The 26,214-nt window shown below is 57.6% G+C and carries 15 protein-coding genes; 6 read left to right on the top strand and 9 right to left on the bottom strand.

The window, feature by feature from the left end:
- From baeS to N5J69_RS03895, 5 genes are read right to left on the bottom strand one after another with little or no spacing between them, the layout of a single operon-like run.
- Positions 1–1,389 (bottom strand): two-component system sensor histidine kinase BaeS, encoded by a 1,389-nt coding sequence (gene baeS / locus N5J69_RS03915; RefSeq protein ID WP_279768201.1) that lies wholly within the window; start codon positions 1,387–1,389, stop codon positions 1–3.
- Entirely contained in the window at positions 1,386–2,792 is a 1,407-nt protein-coding gene (locus N5J69_RS03910; RefSeq protein WP_279768200.1) for an MFS transporter, read from the bottom strand. The genes baeS and N5J69_RS03910 overlap by 4 nt, the downstream gene beginning before the upstream one ends.
- A gap of 45 nt (positions 2,793–2,837) precedes the next feature.
- On the bottom strand, positions 2,838–5,912 hold the full coding sequence (mdtC, locus tag N5J69_RS03905) for a multidrug efflux RND transporter permease subunit MdtC (RefSeq protein ID WP_279768199.1): 3,075 nt from the start codon (positions 5,910–5,912) through the stop codon (positions 2,838–2,840).
- The gene (locus tag N5J69_RS03900; RefSeq protein WP_279768198.1) at positions 5,909–9,031 is read right to left on the bottom strand and encodes an MdtB/MuxB family multidrug efflux RND transporter permease subunit; all 3,123 of its coding nucleotides are present in this window, start codon (positions 9,029–9,031) and stop codon (positions 5,909–5,911) included. Before N5J69_RS03900 ends, mdtC begins: the two co-directional genes overlap by 4 nt.
- Positions 9,031–10,269, bottom strand: coding sequence for an MdtA/MuxA family multidrug efflux RND transporter periplasmic adaptor subunit (locus tag N5J69_RS03895; protein WP_279768197.1), 1,239 nt, complete (start codon positions 10,267–10,269; stop codon positions 9,031–9,033). The genes N5J69_RS03900 and N5J69_RS03895 overlap by 1 nt, the downstream gene beginning before the upstream one ends.
- A gap of 240 nt (positions 10,270–10,509) precedes the next feature.
- Between N5J69_RS03895 and N5J69_RS03890 the strand changes: the two genes are divergently transcribed.
- Entirely contained in the window at positions 10,510–11,469 is a 960-nt protein-coding gene (locus N5J69_RS03890) for an aldo/keto reductase (RefSeq protein WP_279768196.1), read from the top strand.
- 208 nt (positions 11,470–11,677) lie between these two features.
- The gene (locus N5J69_RS03885) at positions 11,678–13,021 is read left to right on the top strand and encodes a carbohydrate porin (protein WP_279768194.1); all 1,344 of its coding nucleotides are present in this window, start codon (positions 11,678–11,680) and stop codon (positions 13,019–13,021) included.
- Between the two features lie 207 nt (positions 13,022–13,228).
- Here N5J69_RS03885 and yegD read toward each other — a convergent pair whose 3' ends face one another.
- The 3 genes from yegD to N5J69_RS03870 form a co-directional block, all read right to left on the bottom strand.
- The gene (gene yegD, locus N5J69_RS03880) at positions 13,229–14,581 is read right to left on the bottom strand and encodes a molecular chaperone (protein WP_279768193.1); all 1,353 of its coding nucleotides are present in this window, start codon (positions 14,579–14,581) and stop codon (positions 13,229–13,231) included.
- Positions 14,582–14,656: 75 nt separating this feature from the next.
- Entirely contained in the window at positions 14,657–17,992 is a 3,336-nt protein-coding gene (locus N5J69_RS03875) for a diguanylate cyclase (protein WP_279768192.1), read from the bottom strand.
- Positions 17,993–18,155: 163 nt separating this feature from the next.
- Positions 18,156–18,770: a phosphatase PAP2 family protein gene (locus N5J69_RS03870; protein ID WP_279768191.1), complete on the bottom strand. Its 615-nt coding sequence runs from the start codon at positions 18,768–18,770 to the stop codon at positions 18,156–18,158.
- Positions 18,771–19,054: 284 nt separating this feature from the next.
- On the opposite strand from N5J69_RS03870, the gene udk reads away from it, so the two are divergent.
- The 3 genes from udk to asmA all read left to right on the top strand — a co-directional run bounded on the left by udk (position 19,055) and on the right by asmA (position 22,192).
- Positions 19,055–19,696: a uridine kinase gene (gene udk, locus N5J69_RS03865; protein ID WP_004571279.1), complete on the top strand. Its 642-nt coding sequence runs from the start codon at positions 19,055–19,057 to the stop codon at positions 19,694–19,696.
- A gap of 78 nt (positions 19,697–19,774) precedes the next feature.
- Positions 19,775–20,356, top strand: a complete 582-nt coding sequence (gene dcd / locus N5J69_RS03860; protein WP_279768190.1) for a dCTP deaminase — start codon at positions 19,775–19,777, stop codon at positions 20,354–20,356.
- 12 nt (positions 20,357–20,368) lie between these two features.
- A complete protein-coding gene (asmA, locus tag N5J69_RS03855) occupies positions 20,369–22,192 on the top strand; it encodes an outer membrane assembly protein AsmA (protein ID WP_279768189.1) in 1,824 nt (607 codons plus the stop codon).
- Positions 22,193–22,205: 13 nt separating this feature from the next.
- Here the strand turns inward: asmA and N5J69_RS03850 are convergent, their stop codons facing one another.
- Complete coding sequence (locus tag N5J69_RS03850) at positions 22,206–23,777, bottom strand: TerC family protein (protein WP_279768188.1); 1,572 nt, start codon at positions 23,775–23,777, stop codon at positions 22,206–22,208.
- Between the two features lie 785 nt (positions 23,778–24,562).
- Between N5J69_RS03850 and wbaP the strand changes: the two genes are divergently transcribed.
- Positions 24,563–25,996 (top strand): undecaprenyl-phosphate galactose phosphotransferase WbaP, encoded by a 1,434-nt coding sequence (wbaP, locus tag N5J69_RS03845; RefSeq protein WP_279768186.1) that lies wholly within the window; start codon positions 24,563–24,565, stop codon positions 25,994–25,996.
- Positions 25,997–26,214: the final 218 nt, after the last annotated feature.

The following is a 26,214-nucleotide window of genomic DNA, read 5'->3' as shown; positions in this document are numbered from 1 at the left end:
CTACATAGGGGGAACATAGCGCAAGTGTAGCGCGATTTTCAGTCCACCTAAATCAGAGTGCGCCGCATGTATATCGCCGCCGTGGGCATCAGCAATATTCTTACAGATGGCAAGGCCCAGGCCCGAGCCGCCGCTGGCGCGATTGCGCGAGCCTTCGGTGCGGAAGAATCGTTCAAAAATCTGTACCTGATGTTCTCTGTCCACGCCCGGTGCGCTGTCGTCAAACTCAATATGCCAGTGCGGTTCTTCATACTTCAGCGTTACTTCAACCCGGCCACCGCTGTCGGTGTAACGCAGGCTGTTCTCCAGCAGGTTGGTGAACAGCTGAATCAGGCGGTCGGGATCGCCGAAGAAAGGGGCGTTATCGGGCAGATTCAGCTTCAGCGTCAGACCGTGTGCGCGATAGCGTTCAGCAAAACTGCCTGCGGTGACTTCCAGCAGCTGCACCAGATCGGTCGCCTGCTTGCGGTAGGCAAGGGCACCCACATCCGACAGCGACAGCTGATGCAGGTCCTCAACCAGTTTGGTCAGCACCACCACTTCACTCTGCAGCGAGGCGATGGCGTCCGGTGTCAGTTTGCGCACGCCATCCTGCATGGCTTCCAGCTCGCCGCGCAGGATCGCCAGGGGGGTGCGCAGCTCGTGGGAGATATCAGCCATAAAGGCGCGGCGCATGCTCTCATTTTTTTCCAGCGAGCTGGCGAGCAGGTTAAAGTCACCGGCCAGCTGGCCCAGCTCATCCCGGCTGCTGACCTCAACGCGCGTGGCAAAATTACCGGCGGCCAGATGATGCGTGCCATCGACCAGCCGCTTAACCGGTGCCAGCAGGCCGCGTGCCATCAGCCAGGTCGCCATCGCCGCCAGCAGCGTTGACAGCCCCACAATCATCCAGCTGGTGCGCCGCTGCTGTTGATCAAAGTTGATGTCGGTACTGCGCGTCAGCCGCTCCGGCGGCGAGCCGATTACCCAGCCCACCACCTTGCCGGTGCTGGTGGCAATGTTACGGCGCGTCCCCTCCGGCGGCACCGGCGCACGCGGGCCGACCATCACTTTATATTGCTGATCGAGGATCCAGAACTGGGTGCGCCAGCCGTGCGGCGGCAGCTGGCTGTTGCTGTCAGGATTCTGCTCCAGGGAACGCAGCATGGTGAACACCAGCCGATCGTTGTGGCGCAAAAAATCCCAGTTGCCGTGCTGCTCATATTGATCGGCCAGGGCATCGCTGAGCAGATGCAGCCGCTGCTCGTTGCCGCGCTTAATGTAGTCGACAAAGCCATGTTCGAAACTGAGGCGAACCCCCCAGTGCATGGTGATCAGCACCAGCATGCAGGTGGCAAAGATCGCCATAAACAGTTTGGCCCCGATCCCCAGGCGCAGGTTAACACTCATTTTTTTCTCCGGGGTCGCAGATCAACATTGGTGCTCGCCTGTGGCGGCACGCGCCAGAACACCAGCGCGGGCAGAATGATAATCAGCGACATGCAAAGGTAGGTATAAATAAACATCTGGTGTTCCACGGCGCTGTTCGCCGTGCTCTCCTGGGCAAACGCGCCCAGCAGCAGGCCGGCCACGGTGACACCCACACTCATCGACAGCTGCATAATCATCGACAGCAGGCTGTTTCCGCTGGAGGCCAGCTCATCAGGCAGCTCCTTCAGCGTCAGGGTATTCATTGACGAGAAGCGAATGGCGTTGACCATGCCCTGCATAAACAGCACCAGCGGCAGCAGCCAGACCCAGCCCAGCATGGCGACCAGCGGGAAGAGCAGCACCACCAGCGCCAGCGCCACGGTCGACATCACCAGCACGTTGCGATAGCCGTAGAGGTTGACGATGCGCACCACAATGCGCTTCATCCCCATATTGCCCAGCACCATCGGAATCATCATCAGACCGGCGTGAAACGGGCTATAACCCATGCCGAGCTGCAGGAAAATAGGGGTCATAAAGGGCAGCATGCCGCTGCCGATGCGTCCGGTAAAACTGCCGAGCAGGCCGATGGTGTAGATGCGATTATCGAACAGCTTCAGGCTGAACAGCGCATTATCATTGCCGCGCGCGTGCATCAAATAGAACAGCAGCGAGAACAGACCCGTGAGGATCATGGCACCCAGCAGCAACGGCGAGCCGCCGCTGCTGCGCTGACCATCCAGCGCCAGGGTCAGGGTGGCCATCCCGGCTGCCAGCAGGATAAAACCGCCAAAATCAAAGCGGCGCGTCTGCATGCTGTAGTTCGGCATCAGCATCAGGGTGGCAATCGCGCCTGCAATGCCGACCGGGATATTGATCAGAAAGATCCAGTGCCAGCTGGCGTACTCCACCAGCACACCGCCCAGCGCGGGGCCGAGCAGCGGGCCGATCTGGCCGGGCAGGGTCACAAAAGTCATGGCGGACATATATTGCTCACGCGGCACGATTTTCATCACCGTCAGGCGGCCCACCGGCACCATCATCGCCCCGCCAATCCCCTGAACCACCCGCGACAGCACCAGCTGATCCAGCGTGCCGGAAAGGGCGCACAGCAGCGAACCGAGGCTGAACAGCACAATCGCGCTGAAGAAGATGTTGCGCACGCCAAAGCGATCGGCCAGCCAGCCGCTGACCGGTAGCATCACCGCAACCGTCAGGACGTAATAGACGATCACCGAGTGCATGTGCAGCGGGCTGACCCCCAGATCGTGCGCCATCGACGGGATCGCGGTATTGACGATGGTGGTATCCAGCGTCTGCATAAAGAACCCGATAGCAACAATCCACAGTTGCCAGCGGACCTGCGTGCTTTGCGTCGTCATCGATCCCCCCGATTAAGGCGTCCCGTGCGGTGTCTGCCACACCCATCACGGCTGCTGCGCGGCGGCCAGCGGACGTTTTTTCCGCCGCAGCTTATCCATCATTAAATAGACCACCGGCGTTGTGTAGAGCGTGAGCAGCTGGCTCATGACCAGTCCGCCCGCAATGGTAATCCCCAGCGGCTGCCGCAGTTCGGCACCGTCGCCGCTGCTTACTACCAGCGGCAGCGCACCAAACAGCGCCGCCAGCGTGGTCATCATAATCGGCCGGAAGCGCAACAGGCAGGCCTGGAATATCGCCTCCCGTGCGCTGAGCTGGCCGTTGCGTTCTGCCTCCAGTGCAAAATCGACCATCATGATGGCGTTCTTTTTCACGATACCGATAAGCAGCAGAATACCGATCAGCGCAATCAGGCTAAAGGGCGTATCAAACAGTTCCAGCGCCAGCAGCGCACCGACACCTGCCGAGGGCAGGGTAGACAGGATCGTCAGCGGATGCACATAGCTCTCATAGAGAATGCCCAGCACAATATAGACCGCGGCAATCGCCGCCAGCATCAGCCAGAGCTGGCTGCTCTGCGACTGCTGAAACACCTGCGCCGTACCGGCAAAGCTGCCGCGCACGCTGGACGGCACGCCGATGGCGGTCATGGTGCGTTCAATCGCTTCCGACGCCTGCGACAGCGACACACCCTCTGGCAGGTTGAATGAGATGGTCGAGGCGGCCGACAGCCCTTCATGGTTCACCGACAGCGGCGCATTTGCCGGTTGCCAGTGGGCGAACCACGACAGCGGAATCGCTTTACCTTCAGTGTTAATCACAAACATCTGCGACAGCGCGCTGATATCCTGGGTGTAGCGCGGATCAACCTCCATCACCACTTTGTACTGGTTCAGCGGCTGGTAGATGGTGGAGATCTGACGCTGACCAAAGGCGTTGTTCAGCAGCGCATTGGCCTGAGAGACGTCGATACCGAGCCGCGCCATGCTTTCCCGGTCATAAGTCAGTGCCATCTCACTGCCTTTATCCTGCTGATCGGAGTTCACATCCGCCAGCTGGGGCAGGGCAGAGAAGGCCTCACGGATTTTCGGCTCCCACGTCCGCAGCGCGGCGAGATCGTCCGACAGCAGCGAATACTGATAGCCAGCATTTGATTCCCGGCCACCGACCCGCAGATCCTGCACCGCATTCAGATAGAGGCTGGCTCCCGGCTCTTTCGCCAGTTTGTTGCGCAGCCGGGCAATAATCTCTACGGCGCTCTCTTTGCGCTCCGACAGCGGCTTCAGTGAGATAAACATTGAGCCGCTGTTGGTGCGCATGCCACCGGTAAAGCCCACGACGCTGTCCACGGCGGGATCGGCCCCGACGATCTCCATAAAATCCTGCAGCTTACTGCGCATCGCCTGAAACGAAATGCTCTGGTCGGCAGAGATAAAACCGGAGAGCCGCCCGGTATCCTGTTCCGGCATAAAGGTTTTCGGAATATGCACGAACAGCCAGCCGGTCAGGAAGATGGTGGCGAGAAACAGCAGCATGATCCAGCGAGCATGGTTCAGCACCACGTTAAGCGAACGACCGTAACCCTGCTGGATGGCCATCAGCAGCCGACCTGCGCCACGCCGACGCGGCTGGCTGCGGGGCGCGTGGGGTTTCAGCAGCCAGGCGCACATCATCGGTGTCAGGGTGACAGAGATAAACAGCGAGATGATAATCGCCACCGACAGCGTGATGGCAAACTCAGAGAAGAAGCGGCCAATCAGCCCGCCAATCATCAGCAGGGGCAGGAACACAGCAACCAGCGACAGGCTCATCGACAGCACGGTAAAGCCCACTTCCCGCACCCCTTTCAGCGCGGCGGCCAGCGGTTTCATGCCTGCTTCAATGTGGCGGGCAATGTTCTCCAGCACCACAATGGCATCATCCACCACAAAGCCGGTGGCGATGGTCAGCGCCATCAGCGACAGGTTATTCAGGCTGAAGCCACAAAGGTACATTGCGGCAAAGGTGCCAATCAGCGAGACCGGCACGGCCACGGCGGGAATCAACGTGGCACGACCGGAGCGCAGGAAGACAAACACCACCAGAATGACCAGCGCCACGGCGATTGACAGTGACTGCTCCACTTCATGCAGCGAGGCGCGAATGGTCGGCGAGCGATCCTGAGCAATCTGCAGGTCGATGGCGGCGGGGATGACCTCATGCAGCAGCGGCATTTCGGCCCGGATCCGATCTACCGTGTCGATCACGTTCGCGTCAGGCGTTTTGCGGATCAGCAGCAGCACCGCCGGTTTACCGCGTGACATCCCGGCGTTACGCACGTCCTGTACCGAATCCTCAACGGTCGCCACGTCCGACAGCCTGACCGCCGCGCCGTTGGTGTAGTGCACCACCAGCGGCTGATATTCACGGGCGGTCTGCAGCGCGTCATTGGTACGCAGCTGCCAGCGCTGCTGCGCGTCATCCAGCGCGCCCTGCGGCCGACGCTGATTAGCATTCGAGATGGCGGTGCGCACCGCATCCAGCGACACGCCCTGGTTAAACAGTGCCTGAGGATTCAGCGCCACGCGCACCGCAGGCAGCGAGCTGCCGCCCACGGTGACGTCACCCACGCCCTCAATCTGCGACAGCTTCTGCGCCAGCTGGGTCGAGGCGTAATCATAGAGCTGACCCGGATTGTACGTATCCGAGGTCAGCGTCATGATCATGATCGGCGCATCAGAGGGGTTCACTTTGCGATAGGTCGGACGCGACGGCATGCCGGTCGGCAGCAGGCTTTGCGCGGCATTGATCGCGGCCTGCACGTCACGTGCCGCGCCGTTGATGTCGCGATCAAAATCAAACACCAGAATGATCCGGGTGCTGCCCAGTGAACTGGTGGAGGTCATTTCGCTGACCCCGGCGATGCGGCCCAGCGAGCGCTCCAGCGGCGTCGCCACGGACGACGCCATGATCTCTGGTGCGGCACCCGGCAGCGACGCGGAGATGACAATCACCGGGAAATCAACCTGCGGCAGCGGGGCCACTGGCAGCAGCCGGAAACCCAGCATTCCCGCCAGCGCAATAGCCACCGTCAGCAGGGTGGTGGCGACGGGCCGATGGATGAACAGGGCAAAGAACTTCACTCTGCGGCCTCCGTGCGGCCAAAGCGGCGGCGGGTGGCGTGTGCCAGACGATCAAACAGCAGGTAAATGACCGGCGTGGTGAACAGCGTCAGTACCTGACTCAGAATCAACCCGCCGACCATCGCAATCCCCAGCGGATGACGCAGTTCGGCACCGACGCCCGTGCTGAGCATCAGCGGCAGTGCGCCGAGCAGGGCCGCCAGCGTGGTCATCAGAATCGGACGGAAGCGCAGCAGGCAGGCCTGGTAGATGGCGTCGTACGGTTTCATGCCCTGTTCACGTTCCGCTGCCAGCGCAAAGTCGATCATCATGATGGCGTTCTTTTTCACGATGCCGATGAGCAGGATGATGCCGATAATCGCCACAATATCCAGCTCATTACCGCTGAGCATCAGCGCCAGCAGCGCGCCGACACCCGCCGTGGGCAGCGTCGACAGAATGGTGATCGGGTGAATAAAGCTCTCATAGAGCACACCCAGCACGATGTACATCGCCACGATGGCCGCCACAATCAGCCAGACCGTGCTGCTCAGGGCCGCCTCAAAGGCCAGCGTACTGCCCTGGAACTGGGTCATCAGCTCGGCAGGCATGCCAAGCTGCGCTTCCGCCTGCGACACCGCTTTTACCGCATCTTCCAGTGAATAGCCGTCAGCCACGTTGAACGAGAAGGTTGCAGACGGGAACTGATCGAGATGGTTAATGCTCAGCGGCGTGTTGCGCTGCTCAATGCGGGCAATGGCGCTTAACGGCACGCTGCCACCGTCGCTGCTGTTCAGGCGAATCGCCTCCAGGCTCTGCAGACCCGGCGTGGCGTTGTTCTCCTGCTCCAGCACGACACGATACTGATTCGCCTGGGTGTAAATGGTGGAGATCAGCCGCTGACCAAAGGCGTTATAAAGCGCGTTATCGACGTCCGCCATGCTGATGCCGAGGCGGCTGGCGCTGTCGCGGTCCACGTTGACATAGGCTTCCAGTCCCTGATCCTGCCAGTCACTGCTGACATCGCGCAGTTGCGGCAGGGTGCTGAGCCGGGTCAGCAGGGCGGGCACCCAGGTGCTGAGCGACGAGAGTGAGCCCGATTGCAGCGTGAACTGGTAGGGTGTCCGGCTCGCCTGGGTGTCAATGGTGAGATCCTGTACCGCCTGCAGCCACAGCTGAACGCCCGGCACTTCACTGACCTGCTGCTGCAGGCGCTGCTGAATAGCAGGAATGCGGTCGTCGCGCTGATCCAGCGGTTTGAGGGTGATCTGCAGCCGCGCACTGTTCAGCGAGGCATTGGTGCCATCCACACCGACAAACGAGGTCATGCTCTGAACCGCCGGATCTTTCATGATGATGGAGGCAACATCGCGGGTGCGCTGCGCCATACTGGCGTAGGAGACCGACTGCGGTGCCTGCAGCGTGCCCTGAATAATGCTGTTGTCCTGCTGCGGGAAAAAGCCTTTCGGGATCATCATCCACAGCAGCAGCGTCAGGACCAGCGTGCCCAGCGCCACCGACAGCGTCAGCCAGGGATGGCTCAGTACCCGGCTCAGGCCACGACCGTAGAAGGCGACAATGCGATCAAACATCGCTTCGCTGGCGCGCGAAAAGCGGTTCTGCTTACGCAGCGACTCCGCGCTCAGCATTCTGGCGCACATCATCGGCGTCAGCGTCAGTGACACGACAGCCGAAATCAGAATCGCCACCGCCAGCGTCACGGCAAATTCGCGGAACAGGCGGCCAATCACGTCGCCCATAAACAGCAGCGGGATCAGCACCGCAATCAGTGAGAAGGTGAGGGAGATGATGGTGAAGCCAATCTCCCCGGCGCCTTTCAGCGCGGCGGTCAGTGGCTTTTCCCCTTTCTCGATGTAACGTGAGATGTTCTCAATCACCACGATGGCATCATCGACCACAAAGCCGGTGGCGATGGTCAGCGCCATGAGCGTCAGGTTATTGATGGAGAAACCAAGAAAGTACATTGCTGCAAAGGTGCCGATCAGCGACAGCGGCACAGCAACCGCCGGAATCAGCGTCGCGGGCACGTTGCGCAGAAACAGGTAGATGATCATCACCACCAGTGCCATCGCCAGCATCAGCTCAAACTGCGTGTCGTTTACTGAAGCGCGAATGTTGGTGGTGCGGTCGGTAAGCAGGTTAACCTCTACCGACTTAGGCAGCGTGGCCGTCAGCGCGGGCAGCATGGCACGGATATTGTCTGCCGTGGCGATGATATTGGCACCGGGCTGACGCTGAACGTTGAGCACAATTGCCGCATCGCGGTTAGCCCAGGCTCCGAGCCAGCTGTTTTCTGCGCCCTGTTCGATGGTTGCCACATCACCCAGGCGCACCGGTGCCCCGTTTTTATAGCTGATGATCAGCTGGCGATAATCTTCCGCCGATTTCATCTGATCGTTAGCTGACAGGGTGACGGAGCGGGTCGGGCCATCCAGGCTGCCTTTGGCGGAGTTAACGTTGGCATTGCTGATGGCGGTGCGCACCGTTTCGCTGGTCAGACCCAGCGCTGCCAGCGCCTGTGCATTCATTTTAACCCGCACCGCCGGACGCTGTCCGCCCGAGAGCGTCACCAGCCCGACGCCGCTGACCTGAGAGATCTTCTGCGCAATCCGCGTTTCCACCATGTCCTGCACCTGCGTCAGCGGCATGCTGCGGGTGGTCACGGCAAGCGTCATGATTGGCGGATCGGCTGGGTTCACTTTGCTGTAGACCGGCGGATTGGGCAGGTCGTTGGGCAGCAGGTTCGTGGCGGAGTTGATGGCAGCCTGCACCTCCTGTTCGGCCACATCCAGCGGCAGCGTCAGTTGAAACTGCAGCGTCACCACCGAGGCACCGCCAGAGCTTTGCGACGCCATCTGCTTCAGGCCGGACATCTGACCAAACTGGCGCTCAAGCGGGGCGGTGATCGATGAGGTGACCACATCCGGGCTGGCCCCCGGATAGAGCGTCACGACCTGGATGGTCGGGTAGTCAACTTCGGGCAGTGCCGAGACCGGAAGGAAGCGGTAGCCCAGTACGCCAGCCAGCAAAATCGCAATCATCAACAGCGTGGTGGCGACCGGGCGCAGAATAAACAGGCGTGACGGCCCGCCACTGTGATCGGGAGGCATGACCTGCATTACTCACGCTCTCCTTTTGACGGCAGGGTCGCACGGGTGGCACGCGGTGCGTTGCTCTGCGGCGCGACTACCTCGACTTTCGCGCCTTCGGTCAGGCGATCCAGCCCATCGGTCACAACGCGCTCACCCGCTTCCAGACCGGCGCTGACCACCACTTTCTCACTATCCTGCAGACCGGCAATCACGCTTTTCTTGCTGACTTTGTTGTCACTGTTAACCACCCAGACAAAGTGGCCTTCATTGCCCATCTGCAAGGCGGCAGGCGGGATCACCACCGCATCCTGCAGGGTGTTGACCTTCAGCCGTACATTGACGAACTGGTTGGGAAACAGCGTGTCGTCCTGATTGTCAAAACGCGCTTTGATTTTGATGGTGCCGGTGGTGACATCAATCTGGTTATCGAGGCTCAGCAGTTTGCCGCTGGCGATCAGATTCTGATTGCTGCGATCCCAGGCCTCCACCAGCAGCGGCTGGCCGCTTCTCTGCGCCTGCTGAATCGAACTGATGCTGTTTTCCGCCAGGGTAAAAACCACATCAATCGGGTGCGTCTGGGTAATCACCACAATACCGGTGGTGTCGCCGCTGGTGACATAGTTGCCCACATCCACCTGTTTCAGTCCGACCCGCCCGGCAATCGGTGCGGTAATTCGGCTGTACGTCAGGTTGAGTTGCGCACTGGCGACGCTGCCTTCGTCCGCTTTCAGGGTACCGAGCGTTTCATTCACCAGTGAGCGCTGGGTATCCAGCTCCTGTTGCGACACCAGCGAGGTTTTTGCCAGCTTTTCGAAGCGCGCCAGATCGCGACGGGCATTAGCCAGCGTCGCCTGATCTTTCGCCAGCTGGCCCTGCGCCTGGGTTAACGCCACCTGATAAGGCCGTGGGTCAACCTCTGCCAGAAGATCGCCCGCTTTGACCTGCTGGCCTTCGATGAAGTGGATCGCCAGCAGATCGCCATTGACCCGGCTGCGCACCGTGGCCGTGTTAGCGGCGGTGACGGTACCCAGCCCGCTGAGGAATTGCGGCACGCTCTGGCGGGTGGCGGTTGCCGCCTGAATTGGCGCGAGAGGACGACGCGCGCCATCACCCCCCCCTTTGCCGCCACGCGGCGCGGGTGAATCCGTCTGGCTGCTGCTCTGTGGCTGTGCATTGTGCTGCCACGCATAGTAGCCGCCAGCGGCCACGGCGATCAGGGCCAGCACGATCAGTGTTTTTTTCATCACAGGATGTCGGGTGCTCATGATTGTTGATGCTCTCCAGCAGTGGCGTAGTCCCAGGCGCAGGCATCAAATGGGTAGCCTGCAAACGGAAGATTGTAGTCGCCTCTGACGGGCAGAAGTTGAAGGAAATAAGGAATATCTGTCAGGGCGGGTTAATTATGCCTGTTCTGACATTAATCGCAGCACAATCGTCATAAAGGGGTGAAAGGGCTTTGCTATGCTAAGAAACGGACCGTTTGTCAGGCAAATCAGGAGCAGATAATGAGTCAGAATCAAACCCGGCAGTTGGGTGACAGTGGTATTACGGTGCCGTTACTGACGTTTGGCGGCAACGTGTTTGGCTGGACAGTGGATCGCGCTACCTCCTTTTCTCTGCTGGATGCGCTGGTGGACCGGGGACTGTGGTTTATCGACACCGCCGACGTTTACTCCCGCTGGGTGCCGGGTAATAAAGGCGGTGAATCGGAAACCATTATTGGTGAGTGGCTGAAAAAAAGCGGCAGGCGCGATCGAATCGTGCTGGCAACGAAAGTGGGTATGGAGTTGTCGCCGGAGAAAACCGGGCTGAAGCCGCAATATATCCGTCAGGCTGTCGAAGATTCACTGCGCCGGTTGCAGACGGACTACATCGACCTTTATCAGGCGCACCGTGACGATCAGGACACGCCGCTGGCAGAAACGCTGAGCACTTTTGACAGCCTGATCCGCGAGGGGAAAGTGCGGGCTATTGGCGCGTCGAATTACAGCGCGGCGCGGCTGCAGGAGGCGCTTGAGGTCAGTGAAGCACAGGGGCTGGCGCGATACGAAACCCTGCAGCCGGAATACAACCTGTATGATCGTAAGCCCTATGAGTCAGAGCTGGAGCCGGTGGTCATGGCGCACGGTTTAGGCGTGATCAACTACTACTCACTCGCCAGCGGTTTTCTCAGTGGTAAATACCGTGATGCCGCAGACGCCGGTAAAAGTGCGCGTGGTCAGGGGGTGGTGGAGAAATACCTTAACCCGCGCGGTTTGCGGATACTCGACGCGCTGGATGCAATCAGCGACGCCCATCAGGTAACACCGACTCAGGTGGCGCTGGCCTGGCAGATTGCCCGTCCCGGCATCACCGCACCGATTGTCAGTGCGACCTCCCTTAAACAGCTCGACGATCTGACTGGCGCGATGCAGCTCACGCTGACCCCGGCACAGATTGCGCAGCTGGACGAGGCAAGCCGCTAATTGCAGGGGCGCTAGCGCCCCTTTTGCGTTTCTGCCTGCTAAAACGTGCGCAACCTGCCCGAAGAATAACCATTCAGCGATCCCGATCACAAATGCGTTAATAAACTGATGTTTCAGGAAATTATGCGCACGTATTTACAATAAATGAAGATTAGTCAGCATTATCCTCTGCTCGTCACTTTCCGTAACTTACCTAAGAATAAACATAATGAAAAACAGACAAGCAGAACAGCGTTTTCCGCTGCGCCGTGTGGCAACCGGCACCCTGATCCTGGCAATGTTTTCCGCGCAGGCCCTGGCCGCTGATGCGCTAAGCCCGGACTCCGAATGGATGTTTGGTGACTGGGGCGGTTACCGAACGCAGTTGCAGGACGACGGCATTAAGTTTGACGTTAACTACACCATGGAAAGCGCTGCAAACTTAGGCGGCGGAGCCGATACCAACACCACCATGCGCTACAGCGACCAGTGGACGTTTGGCACCAATTTCGACCTGCAAAAGCTGCTGGACTGGCAGGATGCTGAGTTTCAGATGACGGTCACCAGCCGTAACGGGCAGAATCTTTCCGACCAGGTCGCGGACCAGCGCACCGGCATGCTCTCTTCGGTGCAGGAAGTTTACGGTCGTGGTCAGACCTGGCGTCTGACGCAGTTCTGGCTGCGTAAAGGGCTGTTTAACGATGTTGTCGATATCAAAGCCGGACGCGTGACGGTGGGGGAAGACTTCGATAATTTCGATGGCAATCTGTTCCAGAACCTGGCGTTGGGCAGCGGCCAGGCGGGTAACTGGCGCGGCGATCGCTGGTTCAACTGGCCGGTGTCGCAGTGGGGCGGTCGGGTTAAGTTCAATCTCACGCCTGACGTCTTCTTCCAGGTCGGTTTCTATAACCAGAACAGCGCTAACTACGACCGTGGCGATGGCTTCCGTCTGGATACCAGCAATTCAGAAGGGAATCTGGTGCCGGTTGAACTGGGCTGGAAACCAACCTTCGGGCCGGAGAAATTACCGGGTAATTACCGCATCGGCTATTACTACTCGTCGGTGGATGGCGATGTTTATGGCAGCTGGCGCAACGGCGGCTATCAGGATCAGGCGCACGCCTATGGCGGCTATCTGTTATTGCAGCAGCAGCTGACCGCGCAGGATGGCGATGTGAATCGCGGCCTGGGCGTGCGGGTTCAGGCGGTGATGAACGATCACAAGACCTCGAAAACCGACAACTATCAGTCTCTCGCCTTGACCTGGACAGGACCGTTTGATGCCCGACCGCAGGATGAGATTGGCGTGGGCGCGTCGCGTATTCACGTGAACAGCGATTATACCCGCTCACTGCGTCAGCAGAATCAGGCGAATGGCGAGAGCCGCTTTGACAGTCCGACCTATCTGCCGATTCAGGAAGGGTCAGAGTACAACTATGAGGTTTACTACAACGCCAAAGTGACGAACTGGATGTCACTGCGACCTAACCTGCAGTATGTGGTTGCACCGGGTGCGGTGAGCGAAGTGAAAGATGCGTTTATCGGCGGGATCAGCGCCAACATTGCATTCTGATTCTCAATAAAACGGCACCTTAACAGACGACTCCCGGACGTAAAGCGATGAGAGTATACGCCAGTAGCAAAGCAAAGCGGGCCAGGGATGGCGGATTTTGCGTTTTTGCAGAAGGCGTGTGCTCCCTGAGCCTGCTCGTCGTCATCCGCAAACAAAAACGGCACCTTCAGGTGCCGTTTTTTTATAACAGAACAGGGCCGGGCAGGATTAGCGGAACATCACTTCCGCCCAGCGGGCCAGCCCTGCGGTGACCGAGGCGAAATCATCGCCGCTGGCAATCGGCGTGTCGGGCAGCGTCTGCTGCAGTGCTGCACGCAGCAACGGCGAACGGGCACTGCCGCCGGTCAGGTAAATCACATCGGGCTTAATCTGGCTGGTGGCTAAGGCCAGCTGCACCTGTTCCAGAATTTTCTCCAGCGGCTGACTGATGGCATCCTGCAACTGACCCACGCTTACCTCTGTCTGCAGCGCGGCGGCAATAAAATCGAGTGAAGCGGTGTGCGCCGGGCTGGCTGACAGCGCAATTTTGCTCTCTTCCGCCGCACGCACCAGCCGGTAACTGAGCTTCTGCTGCCACACTTTCAGCAGGCGCGCCACGATGTCACCCTGTTCAGCGTCACGCACTAAATCGCGCAGCCACTTTCCGCAGGCGGCGCTGTAAAAGTCGCTTTGCGCCGGAACATCGTTGATGGCAATCGCGTTCCACCACGGCAGGGCGGGCAGGGCAGTGCCTTTCTGGGTGTTACCGCCCAGACCCAGTAGCGGCATCAGGGTTTTAAACGCCAGCATGATATCCAGATCGTTACCGCCGACGCGGCAGCCGCTGTGACCCAGCAGGCTTTCGCGGCGATCGGCTCTGTCACGCCATTTCGGCCCCATCAGCAACATCGAGCAGTCGGTGGTTCCGCCGCCGATGTCCACCACCAGCACCCGCGTTTCCTGCTGCAGCGTGGCTTCGAAATCGAGTCCAGCCGCCACCGGTTCAAACTGAAACTCCACGTCGCGGAAACCGGCGCGGTGAGCGGCGCGCAGCAGAATGCCTTCCGCCTGCTGGTTAGCCTCCTCACTGCCTGAACCCTGGAAGTTAACCGGCCGCCCGATGACCGCCTGATCGACAGACTGATCCAGCTGACGTTCACCCTGCTGGCGGATATGCAGCATCATGGCGCAGACCAGATCTTCAAACAGGGCAATCTGCTGCGGCTTCAGGCCAGTGGCACCCAGGAACGATTTAGGGGATTTAACGAACCAGACATCTTCGGGGTCGACCATGTAATGCTGCAGCGCGGTGAGGCCAAACTGCACGCTGTTGGGCTGGACCTCAATATCCTCTTCGCGGTTAAAACGCATTGCTCGCTGCAGCAGCGCCGTGGTTTCACTGTCCGGTGTCGGCACCTGATGATGACGGTAGAGCCATTCGCTAATCGACTCGCGGGTCGGCGCACAGATCATTGACGGCAACAGGCGCTGATCATTTTCCAGCGTTAACAGACGTGGCGTGCCATTTTCGCTGACTGCAATGGAGCAGTTAGCCGTGCCGTAATCGAATCCTATGAACATTTTCGCCCCCATGCCGGAAAAAAGGGGGCGACTTTAGCGCAGCTTCAGCAGGGTGGCAAGCAGGCAGCGCGGGAATTAGCGGACAGCGAAGATGCGATCTTCCGCCAGTGAACGCAGCGGCTGTCGCTCGGCCACGGCACTGCCCCAGACGCCATCGACGTCAAGGGTCGCCAGCGTGCTGAGGATGGCGGGGACTGAAATCGGACCCGCCAGCACCGAGATGTTGCGCTGGGTTGCCTGGCCCTGAATGATGGTCAGCAGCATTTCATCCATCAGATTATTGTGAACGTTAGCCACCAGTTCAGGGGCCAGCACCAGATAATCCACCACCTCGTCGCTCAGCAGATTAAAGGCATCCAGATTACGGCCAAAATGCTGCAACACGATACGACAGCCACACTGACGCAGTTGCATCAGCGCGGCATAGAGCTGATCGCCCTTGCTCAGTACAGTGGCGGCAGGGAAGGCGAAACCGCAGCGGCTGTCGGCGAGACCTTCGGCAACAAAGCGCTGACAGAGTTGCTGCACAAAGGCGGCATCACTCAGTACCTGTTCATTGAGTGGCAGGATCACCGGGATGCCTTTGTTGTTCAGCTTCTGCACATCGTGACGGAAAAAAGCCTCCAGAATAGTGTTATCCAGCCGGCGACGCAGCGCATCGTCAGGGAGGTTATTGCGCAGCAGCGTCTCCTCTACCTGCAGACCCTCAGCCGTAAACAGTTGCACCTCAAGCAGCCAGATAAAGGCCGCCAGCGGTGTTCCGGGCGGTGCAACGGCCCAGGCAGGGAGTTCGATCTGCAGCGCATCAATCATGGCGGCATCCATGCCCTGAGGATTTTCCGGCAGCGGTAACCGATGCTGTTCGTAGATGACCAGCCGTCCGCGCCCGCTGCGTTTGGCGTTGTAACTGGCGATATCCGCCTGCGAAAGCACATCGCCGCTCTGGCAGTTTTCCGCTGAAATCTGCGTTATGCCCGCGCTGGCACCCACGTGATAAAGGCGGCCCAGCCACTGGAACCGGTAATTATTGACCGCGGTGACGATGCGCTGCACCACGTCATGTGCCTGAGCAACGTCGCAATCGGGCATCAGCAGCGCAAACTCGTCGCCGCCCAGTCGGGCCAGGAAATCGCTGCTGCGCAGATGGTGCTGCATCAGATCGGAGAGCTCGCGCAGCAACGCATCACCTGCGGCATGCCCGGCGCTGTCATTCACTGCTTTAAACTTGTCCAGGTCGATAAACACCAGCACATGCTGATGCTGATGTTCAGCGGCATCAAACAGCAGACGCTTAAGCTGAAGCTCAAAACTGGCGCGGTTCGGCAGGCGGGTCAGGGTGTCATGCAGCGCGCTATAGCTCAGGCGCTTCATCAGTTTGCGTGATTCGCTGACATCCTGAATGACCATCACGGCACCCTGTTCCAGCCCCGCTTCGGAACGCAGCGGAGTGATGCTGTAATGGATATCAATGTGGCCGCCATCGGGCGTATGCAGCACCAAATCTTCCGCGAGACCGGGGGTGATTTTTTCCGCTGGCAGCTGGCATAACAGCAGGTTTTCAACTTCGGGGCCGTTACGTCCCTGTGTAATATGCAGCAGTTCACTCAGCGGCTGACCAGCAGCCTGCGCCTGCGACAAGCCACTCATTTTCTCTGCCACCGGGTTCATAAAGGCGACGCGCATCTCTTCATCGGTGCTTATTACCGCTTCACCGATGGAATCCAGGGTGATCGCCATGCGCTCTTTCTCCTGAAACAGCGCCTCATTAAGATTGCGCAGCGGCGTGATGTCCTGACAGATGCCCAGCATCCGCTCAATGCGTCCCTCTTTGCTCAGTAGCCGGTTAGCCTGTGTGCGCACCCAGCGCTGCCCCTGGGCATCGACCACGCGGTACTCCATATGAAACGCGCTGCGCAGCTCAATCGCCTGCTGCACCGTCAGCGCGGCGTATTCGCGATCGCCGGGATGCAGCAGATGGATCCAGAGGTCATAGCTGGGCGACTCATGCGGCGCAAGGCCAAACAGGGCGTACATGCGCTTGTCCCACAGCATCTCGCCGGTCAGCAGGTTCCACTCCCAGACGCCGATGCCGCCCGCCTCGTTGGCCAGCGTAATACGCTCCATCAGCCGGCGATTCACCTGCTCGCTCTGCTTCAGCTCTGAAATATCGATAATCTGCGCAATAAAGTAGAGCGGGGCATGATTGCTGTCGCGCACCAGCGAGACCGTCAGCCGCGCCCAGACAATTTCGCCATCCTTGCGGAAATAGCGCTTTTCAAAGGTATAAGTGTCAATCTCGCCTCCCAGCAGGCGGCTCACGTGGTGCAGATCGAGTGAGAGATCGTCGGGATGGGTAATCTGCTGAAAGGTCAGACGTTTCAGCTCCTCCGCCGGATAACCCAGAATCTGACAGAGAGAGCGGTTCACCTGCAGCCAGTTGCCCTCCGGCGCGACGAGTGCCATGCCGATGGCGGAGTACTCCATCGCGTGACGGAAGCGGGTTTCGCTGTGGGTAATGTGGAGCTTTTCGCGGCGGAATGCATCCATCACCAGCGACATAATGTGACTGGGAATTAACACCAGCAGAAACGGCAGCCAGCTGGAGACCGGGCCAAGCGCGCTGTTGTTATTAACCACGCTGACCCTATCAAAAGCCAGCAGCATGGAGATAAAACTGGCGTTCAGGAAGAACAGGACAAATGCCTGCAGCTTGGGCAGGCGCACCGCGCACCAGAACAGGATCACCACAATAAAGGTAAAGGGCCACGGCAGGAAACGCAGGGCCAGATAACTGGCACCCAGGGTAACCAGCAGCGTCAGCAGGGATTCGGCGAGACGCAGATCGCTGAACTGCGCACGTCGCAGCGGCCAGGGCAGCAGCAGCAGCATCGGGCCTAACACCAGCATGCCGATGATCTCGGAGATGACCCAGGTATAAAAGAAGGGAAACGAGGCATGGCCGCTGACCTGCAGCGTCCAGAGCGCGAGCAGGCCGCCGAGCACGGGCGTCACAATGCCCACCGACAGCACCATCCGGGCCCAGTCATGGAGGGAATCCAGCGGCGCACGCCGATCCAGAAGGGCGCGCAGCAGCATGCCGCCCACACCGGCCTGAATAAGATTAAGCAGCGCGAATTTAATATTAGAGAGGGCAGGTCCGATGATGATGGCATTCGCCCCGGCGGTGCCCAGCACGCAGGCGGTCAGCAGCAGCGGCAGCTGACGTGACGGGCAGCGAAACACCACAACGGTCATTAACGTGGTCGGGAACCAGAGCGGGGAAATTTTACCGCTGACAACAATCAGTTCAAGACAGAACAGTGTCAGGACAAATACCACGCCGCCCAGAACCAGGGCCGAGAGCCAGCGGTTTGGCGCGTTTTTTTGCGGGGACAGGATCTCTATCGTCATGCGGACTTCCGGCAGGGTGCAGGGTTCCGCAACGGCGAATCAGGCACCAGTCATTCTCTGACTGCATGCTAGCACATTCGGCAACGAAAAAAGGGATGAAATCAACATTGCCCGTTATTCGGCGAATTGACGGGCAGGGTAAGATTGATGGCCAGCGCGTTGATTACTGGCGGAAAAGATCGGCGCGGGTATAGGGTTTCTCCATGCCCGCAAGGCTGGCAGAGAAGCGTTCCAGAAACTGCTGCGTGGTCGCGACGCGACCGTGGCTCATCAATACAAACGGCACTAACAGGGCAGCCCCCACCTGCGGCCAGCTGAAGCCTTTTAGCGAGGTGCGGCGCTGGGAGAAGAGAAACGCGGTGCTCAGCGTGAAGCCCAGCAGCAGCCCGGTTGCGACCTCACTTTTAGAATGCGCGTGGATGACCAGGCGGGAGAAGCCCACCATCAGGGGGATCAGGTAACCGAACCCAATCGCCGCTATTCGCCATTTCGCGGGCCAGCGCCCGGAAATCAGCCAGAGCATAACCGGCCACAGCGTGGCGGACATGGCGCTGTGACCGCTGAAACCGGTGAAGTTAAAGCGGGCGCTGCCGATGCCAAATCCCAGAAACAGAATTTTAGAGAGGCTGACGGTCAGGCCAGCCAGGCCAAAGGCCACAATCCAGTAAAAGACCGTGCGGCGGTTGTCACTCTTCCACGGCAAAATCAGGGCAATAATCACTGCTGTCGGAATCAACAGCATGCTGTCGCCAAAATAGGTCAAAGTCTTCCAGTGCATACCACTCCAGATGCATCATTCAGTCGTCACGATAGCGACGCGTGTCGTCAGAACAGCGCGCCGCGCAGGCCATTTTATTTATAGTATGGTGTGACGTTAGTTTATCGGTGAAATGAGTGGCGTCCAAAGGAGAAAGTCTGAAAAGTCGCCGACGCCATTTCTCTGGCATCAAAAGGCCGAAATCCCTATACTTAGCGCGAACACACCCTCTCCATTTCGGCCCGTCCGCTGCCCGCGTAATGTGTGACCAGTGGCAGGCTCCAGTTATCAGGTCTTAAAAAAGTATGACTGACAAGTCTCATCAGTGCGTGATTGTAGGCATTGCCGGCGCTTCCGCATCCGGTAAAAGTTTAATTGCCAGCACGCTCTATCGTGAAATCCGTGATCAGGTAGGTGACGAGCACATCGGGGTTATCCCGGAAGATGCTTATTACAAAGATCAAAGTCACCTCACCATGGAAGAGAGGGTTAAAACCAATTATGACCATCCAAGTGCGATGGATCATGATTTGCTGTTGCAGCACCTGCAGGCGGTGAAAGCCGGGCAGGATATTGAGCTGCCGGTCTACAGCTATGTTGAACACACCCGCACCCAGCAAACGCAACACCTGAAGGCCAAAAAGGTTATTATCCTTGAAGGCATTCTGCTGTTAACCGATGCCCGTCTGCGCCAGGAACTCAACTTCTCTATCTTCGTGGACACGCCGCTCGACATCTGTCTGATGCGCCGCATGAAACGTGACGTCAACGAGCGCGGCCGTTCTATGGATTCGGTGATGAGTCAGTATCAGAAGACCGTGCGTCCGATGTTCCTGCAGTTTATCGAGCCATCAAAACAGTACGCCGATATCATTGTGCCGCGCGGGGGAAAAAACCGTATCGCCATTGATATCCTCAAGGCGAAAATCAATCAGTTTTTTGAATAACGCACGTCCATCCGGACGTGGTGCAGACCGGCAGGCACGCAGGCCGGTTTGCTACACTTATGTCAGGGAGTTAGCGCAATGAGATTATGCGATCGCGATATCGAAGCCTGGCTGGACAATGGCAAGCTGGCCATTGAGCCACGCCCGCCGGTCGAGCGCATTAACGGTGCCACGGTCGATGTGCGCCTGGGTAATCAGTTCCGCACGTTCAGCGGTCATACCGCGGCCTTTATCGATTTGAGTGGCCCGAAACAGGAAGTGAGCGCGGCACTGGACCGGGTAATGAGCGATGAGATCGTGCTGTCTGACGGGGAAGCTTTTTTCCTCCATCCGGGCGAGCTGGCGCTGGCGGTTACGCTGGAGTCCGTGACGCTGCCCGACGATCTTGTCGGCTGGCTGGATGGCCGCTCTTCGCTGGCGCGACTGGGTTTGATGGTTCACGTCACGGCGCACCGCATTGATCCGGGCTGGCAGGGGCGTATCGTGCTGGAGTTCTACAATTCAGGTAAACTGCCGCTGGCACTGCGTCCGGGTATGTTGATCGGTGCGCTGAGTTTTGAACCGCTTTCAGGTCCGGCTGCGCGTCCCTACAACCGGCGTGAAGATGCGAAATATCGCGGTCAGCAGGGCGCTGATGCCAGCCGTATCGACAAAGACTGATTTGAGGATGTAATGAAAAGAGTGATAACCACGCTGGCCATCCTGTTAGTGGTGGTCGTAACGGGAATGAGCGCGCTGGTGCTGCTGGTCAATCCCAACGACTTTCGCGCCTATATGGTGCAACAGGTTGAACAACGCAGTGGTTATCGCCTTGAGGTCAGCAGCGATCTGCGCTGGCACGTCTGGCCTCAGCTGAGCATTCTGGCGGGCAGGATGAGCCTTACCGCACCGGGAGCCAGCCAGCCAATGGTCTCGGCAGAAAACATGCGGCTTGATGTCGACCTCTGGCCACTCTTATCCCATCAGCTCAGCGTCAGTCAGGTGATGCTGAAAAATGCCATCGTGCGGGTCACGCCCGAGAGCAGCACGCAGCGTGCTAAAAATGCGCCTCAGGGGCCGCGTGATTCGGAGCCTGCTTCTGCGTCCAGCGGCTGGTCATTTGATATCGCTAAACTGCGGGTAGCAGACAGCCTGCTTATCTGGCAGCAGCCGGGCGGCGACGAATATAATTTCCGCGACCTCAACATCAATATGGAACAGGACGCGAACAGGCTGGCGACGCTGTCGCTGAGCACCAGCCTGATGCGCAATCAGCGCAACGCCACCCTGAATCTCAAAGGTCAGCTCGATACCGCGCAATATCCCCATCGTCTGAGCGGCCAGTTACAGCAGCTTGATTACACCCTTTCCGGTGCGGATATCCCGGTCCAGGGAATCAAAGGGTCAATGAGCCTGCAGGGCGAGTGGAATGGTGACCGCCAGCAGTTCTCCTTCAGCAATCTGCAGCTCACCGCCAACGACAGTACGCTGACCGGGCAGGGCAATGGTCATCTTTCCCCGCCGCAGCAGCTGGCGCTGGATCTGAAAGCCAGCACGCTGAATCTCGACAATTTACTCACCAGCACGCCTGTTTCTGAAACGCCTGGCGTGCAGCATGCCACCGTGGCCCGTTCGCCGGTGATTGCTGCTCCACGGGAACGCAGCAATGCTGACTCGCCGCTGAATGACCTGGCGCTGGCGCTGAAACTCCAGGCGGATAATGTGGTATGGCGCGGCCTTTCCCTGACCGGACTGGCGTTAAATGCCAGCAATCAGCAGGGACTGATGACGCTGAATACGCTCAGCGGCAAACTGGGCAATGGCAGCTTCTCGGTTCCCGGCAGCATTGATATTCGTCACCCGGAAACGCAGGTCAGCCTGAAACCCCAACTCCGGCTGATTGCCATTCAGCCCCTGCTGAAAGCGCTTGCCCTGCCCGAAAGTCTGCAGGGGAATCTGAGCCTCGATGGTGAGCTGTCAGGCAACACGCTGAGTGTTGAAGCGGCCAAACGGCGCTGGCAGGGCAGGGCTACTATCAGCGCCAGTAACCTGAAGCTGGCACAGCTTAATCTGCAACAGATGGTGCAGCGTGCCGTGGCACGGGTAAGTGATAAAGTCAGCAACCAGGAAGCGGTTGATGAAGGCATTGAGTCGATCAGTGGCCAGGTCGCGCTGAATAAAGGCGTACTCAGCTTCAGCGACATTAACGGCAACGGTCAGAATCTGGGCCTGCAGGGGGCGGGCAGCGTCGACATGGCACAGCAAAAGCTGGATGTCACCCTGGGGCTGAAAATCAGCGGCTGGCGGGGCGACGACGCGCTGGTGAAGACGCTCTCCAGCCAGCCGGTTCCCCTGCGGATGTATGGTGACTGGAGCAACCTGCAATATTCCCTGCCGGTGGATGCCGTGGTGCGTGACCGGTTGCAGAGTGAGGCGAAGTCACGGCTGAATCAGTGGATCGATCGTCAGAAAGAGGGCGAGAACAAAGAGAACCTGAAGAAAATCATGCGCCCGTAGCGGGCGCATTCTCTTAAACCGGTTCACCGCTTTCGGGCTGAAGCAGGATTTCAACTTTCTGTACCCGATGATTTTCGACCTGCAGGGTGCGCAGCAGATAATCACCTGACTGCAACACTTCTCCTTCCTCCGGGATGTGTTGCAGCTTATCCATCAGTAATCCTGCCAGCGTATGATAGTCACGTTGCTCGTCCAGCGGCAGTTTCACATAGAGCGCCAGATCTTCCAGCGGCATGTGGCCGTTGGCAATCCAGTGTCCCTCCCCCTGAACCTGAATATCGTAGCGGGCATCAATTTCTCCCGCTTCATTCGGCAGATTGCCCGCAATGGTCTCCATCACATCGCTCAGGGTCACGACGCCCTCCACTGAACCAAACTCATCCACCACAAAGGCGAAGTGAGTGTGGGCCTGCCGGAACTGTTCCAGCGCCTGCAGCAGCGTCAGACGTTCAGGAAAGACCAGCGGCTGCCGAATCAGGGCGCGAAGGTCGAGAGAGTTATGGTGCAGCGACTGATGCAGGAGATCGATAACATGCACCACGCCCAGGGGTTCGCTGGAATTGTCCGTTATCAGAATGCGCGTGTGCTGGTTGCGGTCGAGGCGTGACATGATCTCTGCCGGGTCGTCACTGAGATCGATATGTTCGACGTCATGGCGCGAGGTCATAATGCTGTTAACGTGGCGCTGACCCATGCCCAGTACCCGGGCAATCATCACCCGCTCCTGGCGGTTAAACAGCATACTGGCATCGCTATCTGCAATCAGCGACGAGGTTTTCGCATCCAGTTCCGCCGGTTCAGCTGCTCCCCGCAGCATCCGTAACACCGCTTCCGCCGTGCGCTGACGCAACGGGCGACCCGCCGACAGCACACGCCGGCGATTAAAGTGTGCCAGCTGGTTCAGTGCCTCAATCACCACCGAGAAGCCAATGGCCGCATAGAGATAGCCTTTAGGGATAACAAAGCCAAAGCCCTCTGCCACCAGGCTAAAGCCAATCATCAGCAGGAAGCTTAAGCAGAGGATGACAATGGTAGGATGGCTATTCACGAAGCGGGTCAGCGGCTTACTGGCCAGCAGCATCAGCAGAATGGCGATGGTGACCGCAATCATCATCACCGGCAATTCATTGACCATACCCACGGCCGTGATCACCGCATCCAGCGAGAAGATGGCATCCAGCACCACAATTTGCGCCACCACTGGCCAGAATTTAGCGCCGCCTTTTTGTTGACCGGCATCCTCATCATGGCCTTCGAGGCGCGCATTCAACTCTGTTGTGGCTTTAAATAGCAGGAAAATCCCGCCTGACAGCAGCAGTAAGTCGCGAGCGCTAAAGGGATGGCCCCCCAGCGTAATCCAGGGGTCTTTCAGCGTAACCAGCCAGGAAAGCGAAGCCAGCAGCACTAAACGGCACACCAGCGCCAGGAGGAGTCCGATTACGCGCGCACGGTCGCGAAGGGGGCCAGGAAGCTTCTCAACCAGGATGGCGATAAAAATCAGATTGTCGATGCCTAAAACCAGTTCCAGAACGATTAGCGTTACTAATCCCGCCCATAGCGAGGGATCTGCAATTACCTCCAGCATGCCTTGTTCACCTGAATGTCTTAAATTGGGTTTTCTCTGATGATAGTGGAGTGCGAAGCCACGTACAAATGGCAGGGCAGGGGGGTGTTATCCTGAACAGGCCGATATAGCGTGCAAAATCTGAACATAACAGTGTGACGCTTTGATTAACTTTCCAGGGTTCAGGGGAGATAATTCTGAGTCATTTTTTTACGATAAAGCGATATTCACCTGCCGGGCTTATGCGATTTATCTTAACGCGAGTATGGCATTAATCCGAATTGTACAGAAAGAATTGCACTGCCTGTCAGGCATCAATACTAATTGCTGGTAGTCTTTTTCCTAAAATAGTCCAGGGATGGCGGGACCTGCTTGTAAACAAGCCAGTAATAACTAGTATAGCAACAAGTTAGCAAACTCTGCCCCAGAGTCGTAATTTGCGTACCGATTCTGCATTAATCGCAATGTCAGGAATCAGTAATTCATCGGTGAACATCTGTATGATGCGTTACGTATTACGGGGAGAAATATGAATGATGACAGCGATATTGGCAGCGACAGCCAAGGGCGGTAGCGTGCCTGAATCGCGTTTTTCGTTGATAAAATGAGCAGTGCTGGCGGGGCTTAAAGTCAGAGTAATCTGTTGGTATTCATCACAATATTATTGGTGTCATGGTTAAGATCACTGGCGTAAACGCCGCAGGAGCTCCCCTTAGAAACGGCTCAGTCTGGAGAGGTTTCATCGCTTAACGATTAAACAGGCGATAGCCGTTGCGGGTTTAAGGAAATAAAATAAAGAGTTAAATATGCGCGATACAGAATTTACGTTTAAAAGTCTTATTACCAAATTAATGCTGGCATGTTCAGATTTAATTTGTTTCAACGCAGCGTTATTTGTAGCGATGATGCTAATTAATGTTCAGTCAGGTTCGCCACTGGCAGATATTTCTGAAAAAGAAATGAATTTAAAAATTGCCACACACATTTGTCTGTCGGTAATTTGCATTGGCTGGTTCTGGGTAAGGCTGCGTCACTACACTTACCGCAAACCTTTCTGGTTCGAATTAAAAGAAGTTTTTCGTACCATTCTTATATTTTCTGTTATCGACCTTTCGATTACCGCACTGTCGCAGTGGCAGATGTCGCGTTTCGTCTGGTTACTGACCTGGGTACTGGCGCTGATTTTAATTCCGACCTGTCGTGCGCTGGCTAAGCGTCTGCTGAATAAAAATGGCTTGTGGAAAAAACAGACCATTATTATCGGCAGCAGCAAAAATGCGGACGAAGCCTGGCAGGCGCTGCAAAGCGAAGAGGTTATGGGTTTTGACGTCATCGCCTTCTACGACGTTGATGGTACCTGTCCACAGGAGATCATGAACGGGGTACCGGTTCTGCGCGACGAGCAAGCGCTCTGGAGCCTGACCAGCAGCGAAACCCAGTTTATCGTGGCCGTAGAGTATGAGCAGAGTCAGTATCGTGATGTGTGGCTGAAATCACTGGCGATGCACAACTGTCGTTCCGTTTCCGTCATCCCGACGCTGCGTGGTGTACCGCTTTACGGTACTGATATGGCCTATATCTTCAGCCACGAAGTGATGATCCTGCGGGTTCAGAATAACCTGGCAAAACGCACTTCGCGTTTCCTGAAGCGGGCATTTGATATTGTCGGTGCGCTCTCGATTATTCTGATGCTGATGCCAGCGCTGCTGGTACTGGGCTTCCTGGTTGGCCGTGATGGCGGACCGCCGATTTATGGTCATGAGCGTGTGGGAATGAATGGCCGTAAATTCAAATGCCTGAAATTCCGCTCAATGGTTATTAATTCAAAAGAAGTGCTGGAAGAAGTGCTTCGCACCGATCCGATTGCCCGTGCGGAATGGGATAAAGATTTCAAACTCAAAAATGATCCACGTATTACTAAAGTGGGCCATTTCATCCGTAAAACCAGTCTTGATGAATTACCTCAGCTCTGGAACGTGGTACGCGGTGATATGAGTCTGGTCGGGCCTCGTCCGGTCATTGAAGATGAACTTTGTCGTTATGCTGGTGATGTTGATTATTACCTGATGGCTAAGCCGGGCATGACGGGATTGTGGCAGGTCAGCGGTCGTAATGATGTTGACTATGAAACCCGCGTCTATTTCGACTCGTGGTACGTGAAGAACTGGTCACTGTGGAATGACATCGCCATTCTGTTTAAAACAGTGGGTGTGGTGTTGAAACGCGACGGTGCCTATTAATCGTGAGTCGGCGTGAGCGCGTTAACGCGCGCTCAGAGGTGTTGTGCCGTTGTCAGGCGTGTCGTTGATAGCGGCCATCATCAGGGATATCGCTCAGCATTCATAGTCCGCTAAGATGTGAGGCGTTTCGGGTACACCCTGGTCGATGGCCACTACTTATAACAAGTGGAGCAAGGATAATGAACGACAGGTTCAGTGCTTAAGTCAGGTAGGATTTA

The sequence above is a fragment of the Pantoea sp. GD03673 genome (assembly GCF_029844725.1).
Lineage (GTDB): Bacteria > Pseudomonadota > Gammaproteobacteria > Enterobacterales > Enterobacteriaceae > Pantoea.
The sequence above is the reverse complement of the archived record's forward strand: the minus strand, read 5'-3'. Positions and strand labels throughout refer to the sequence as shown.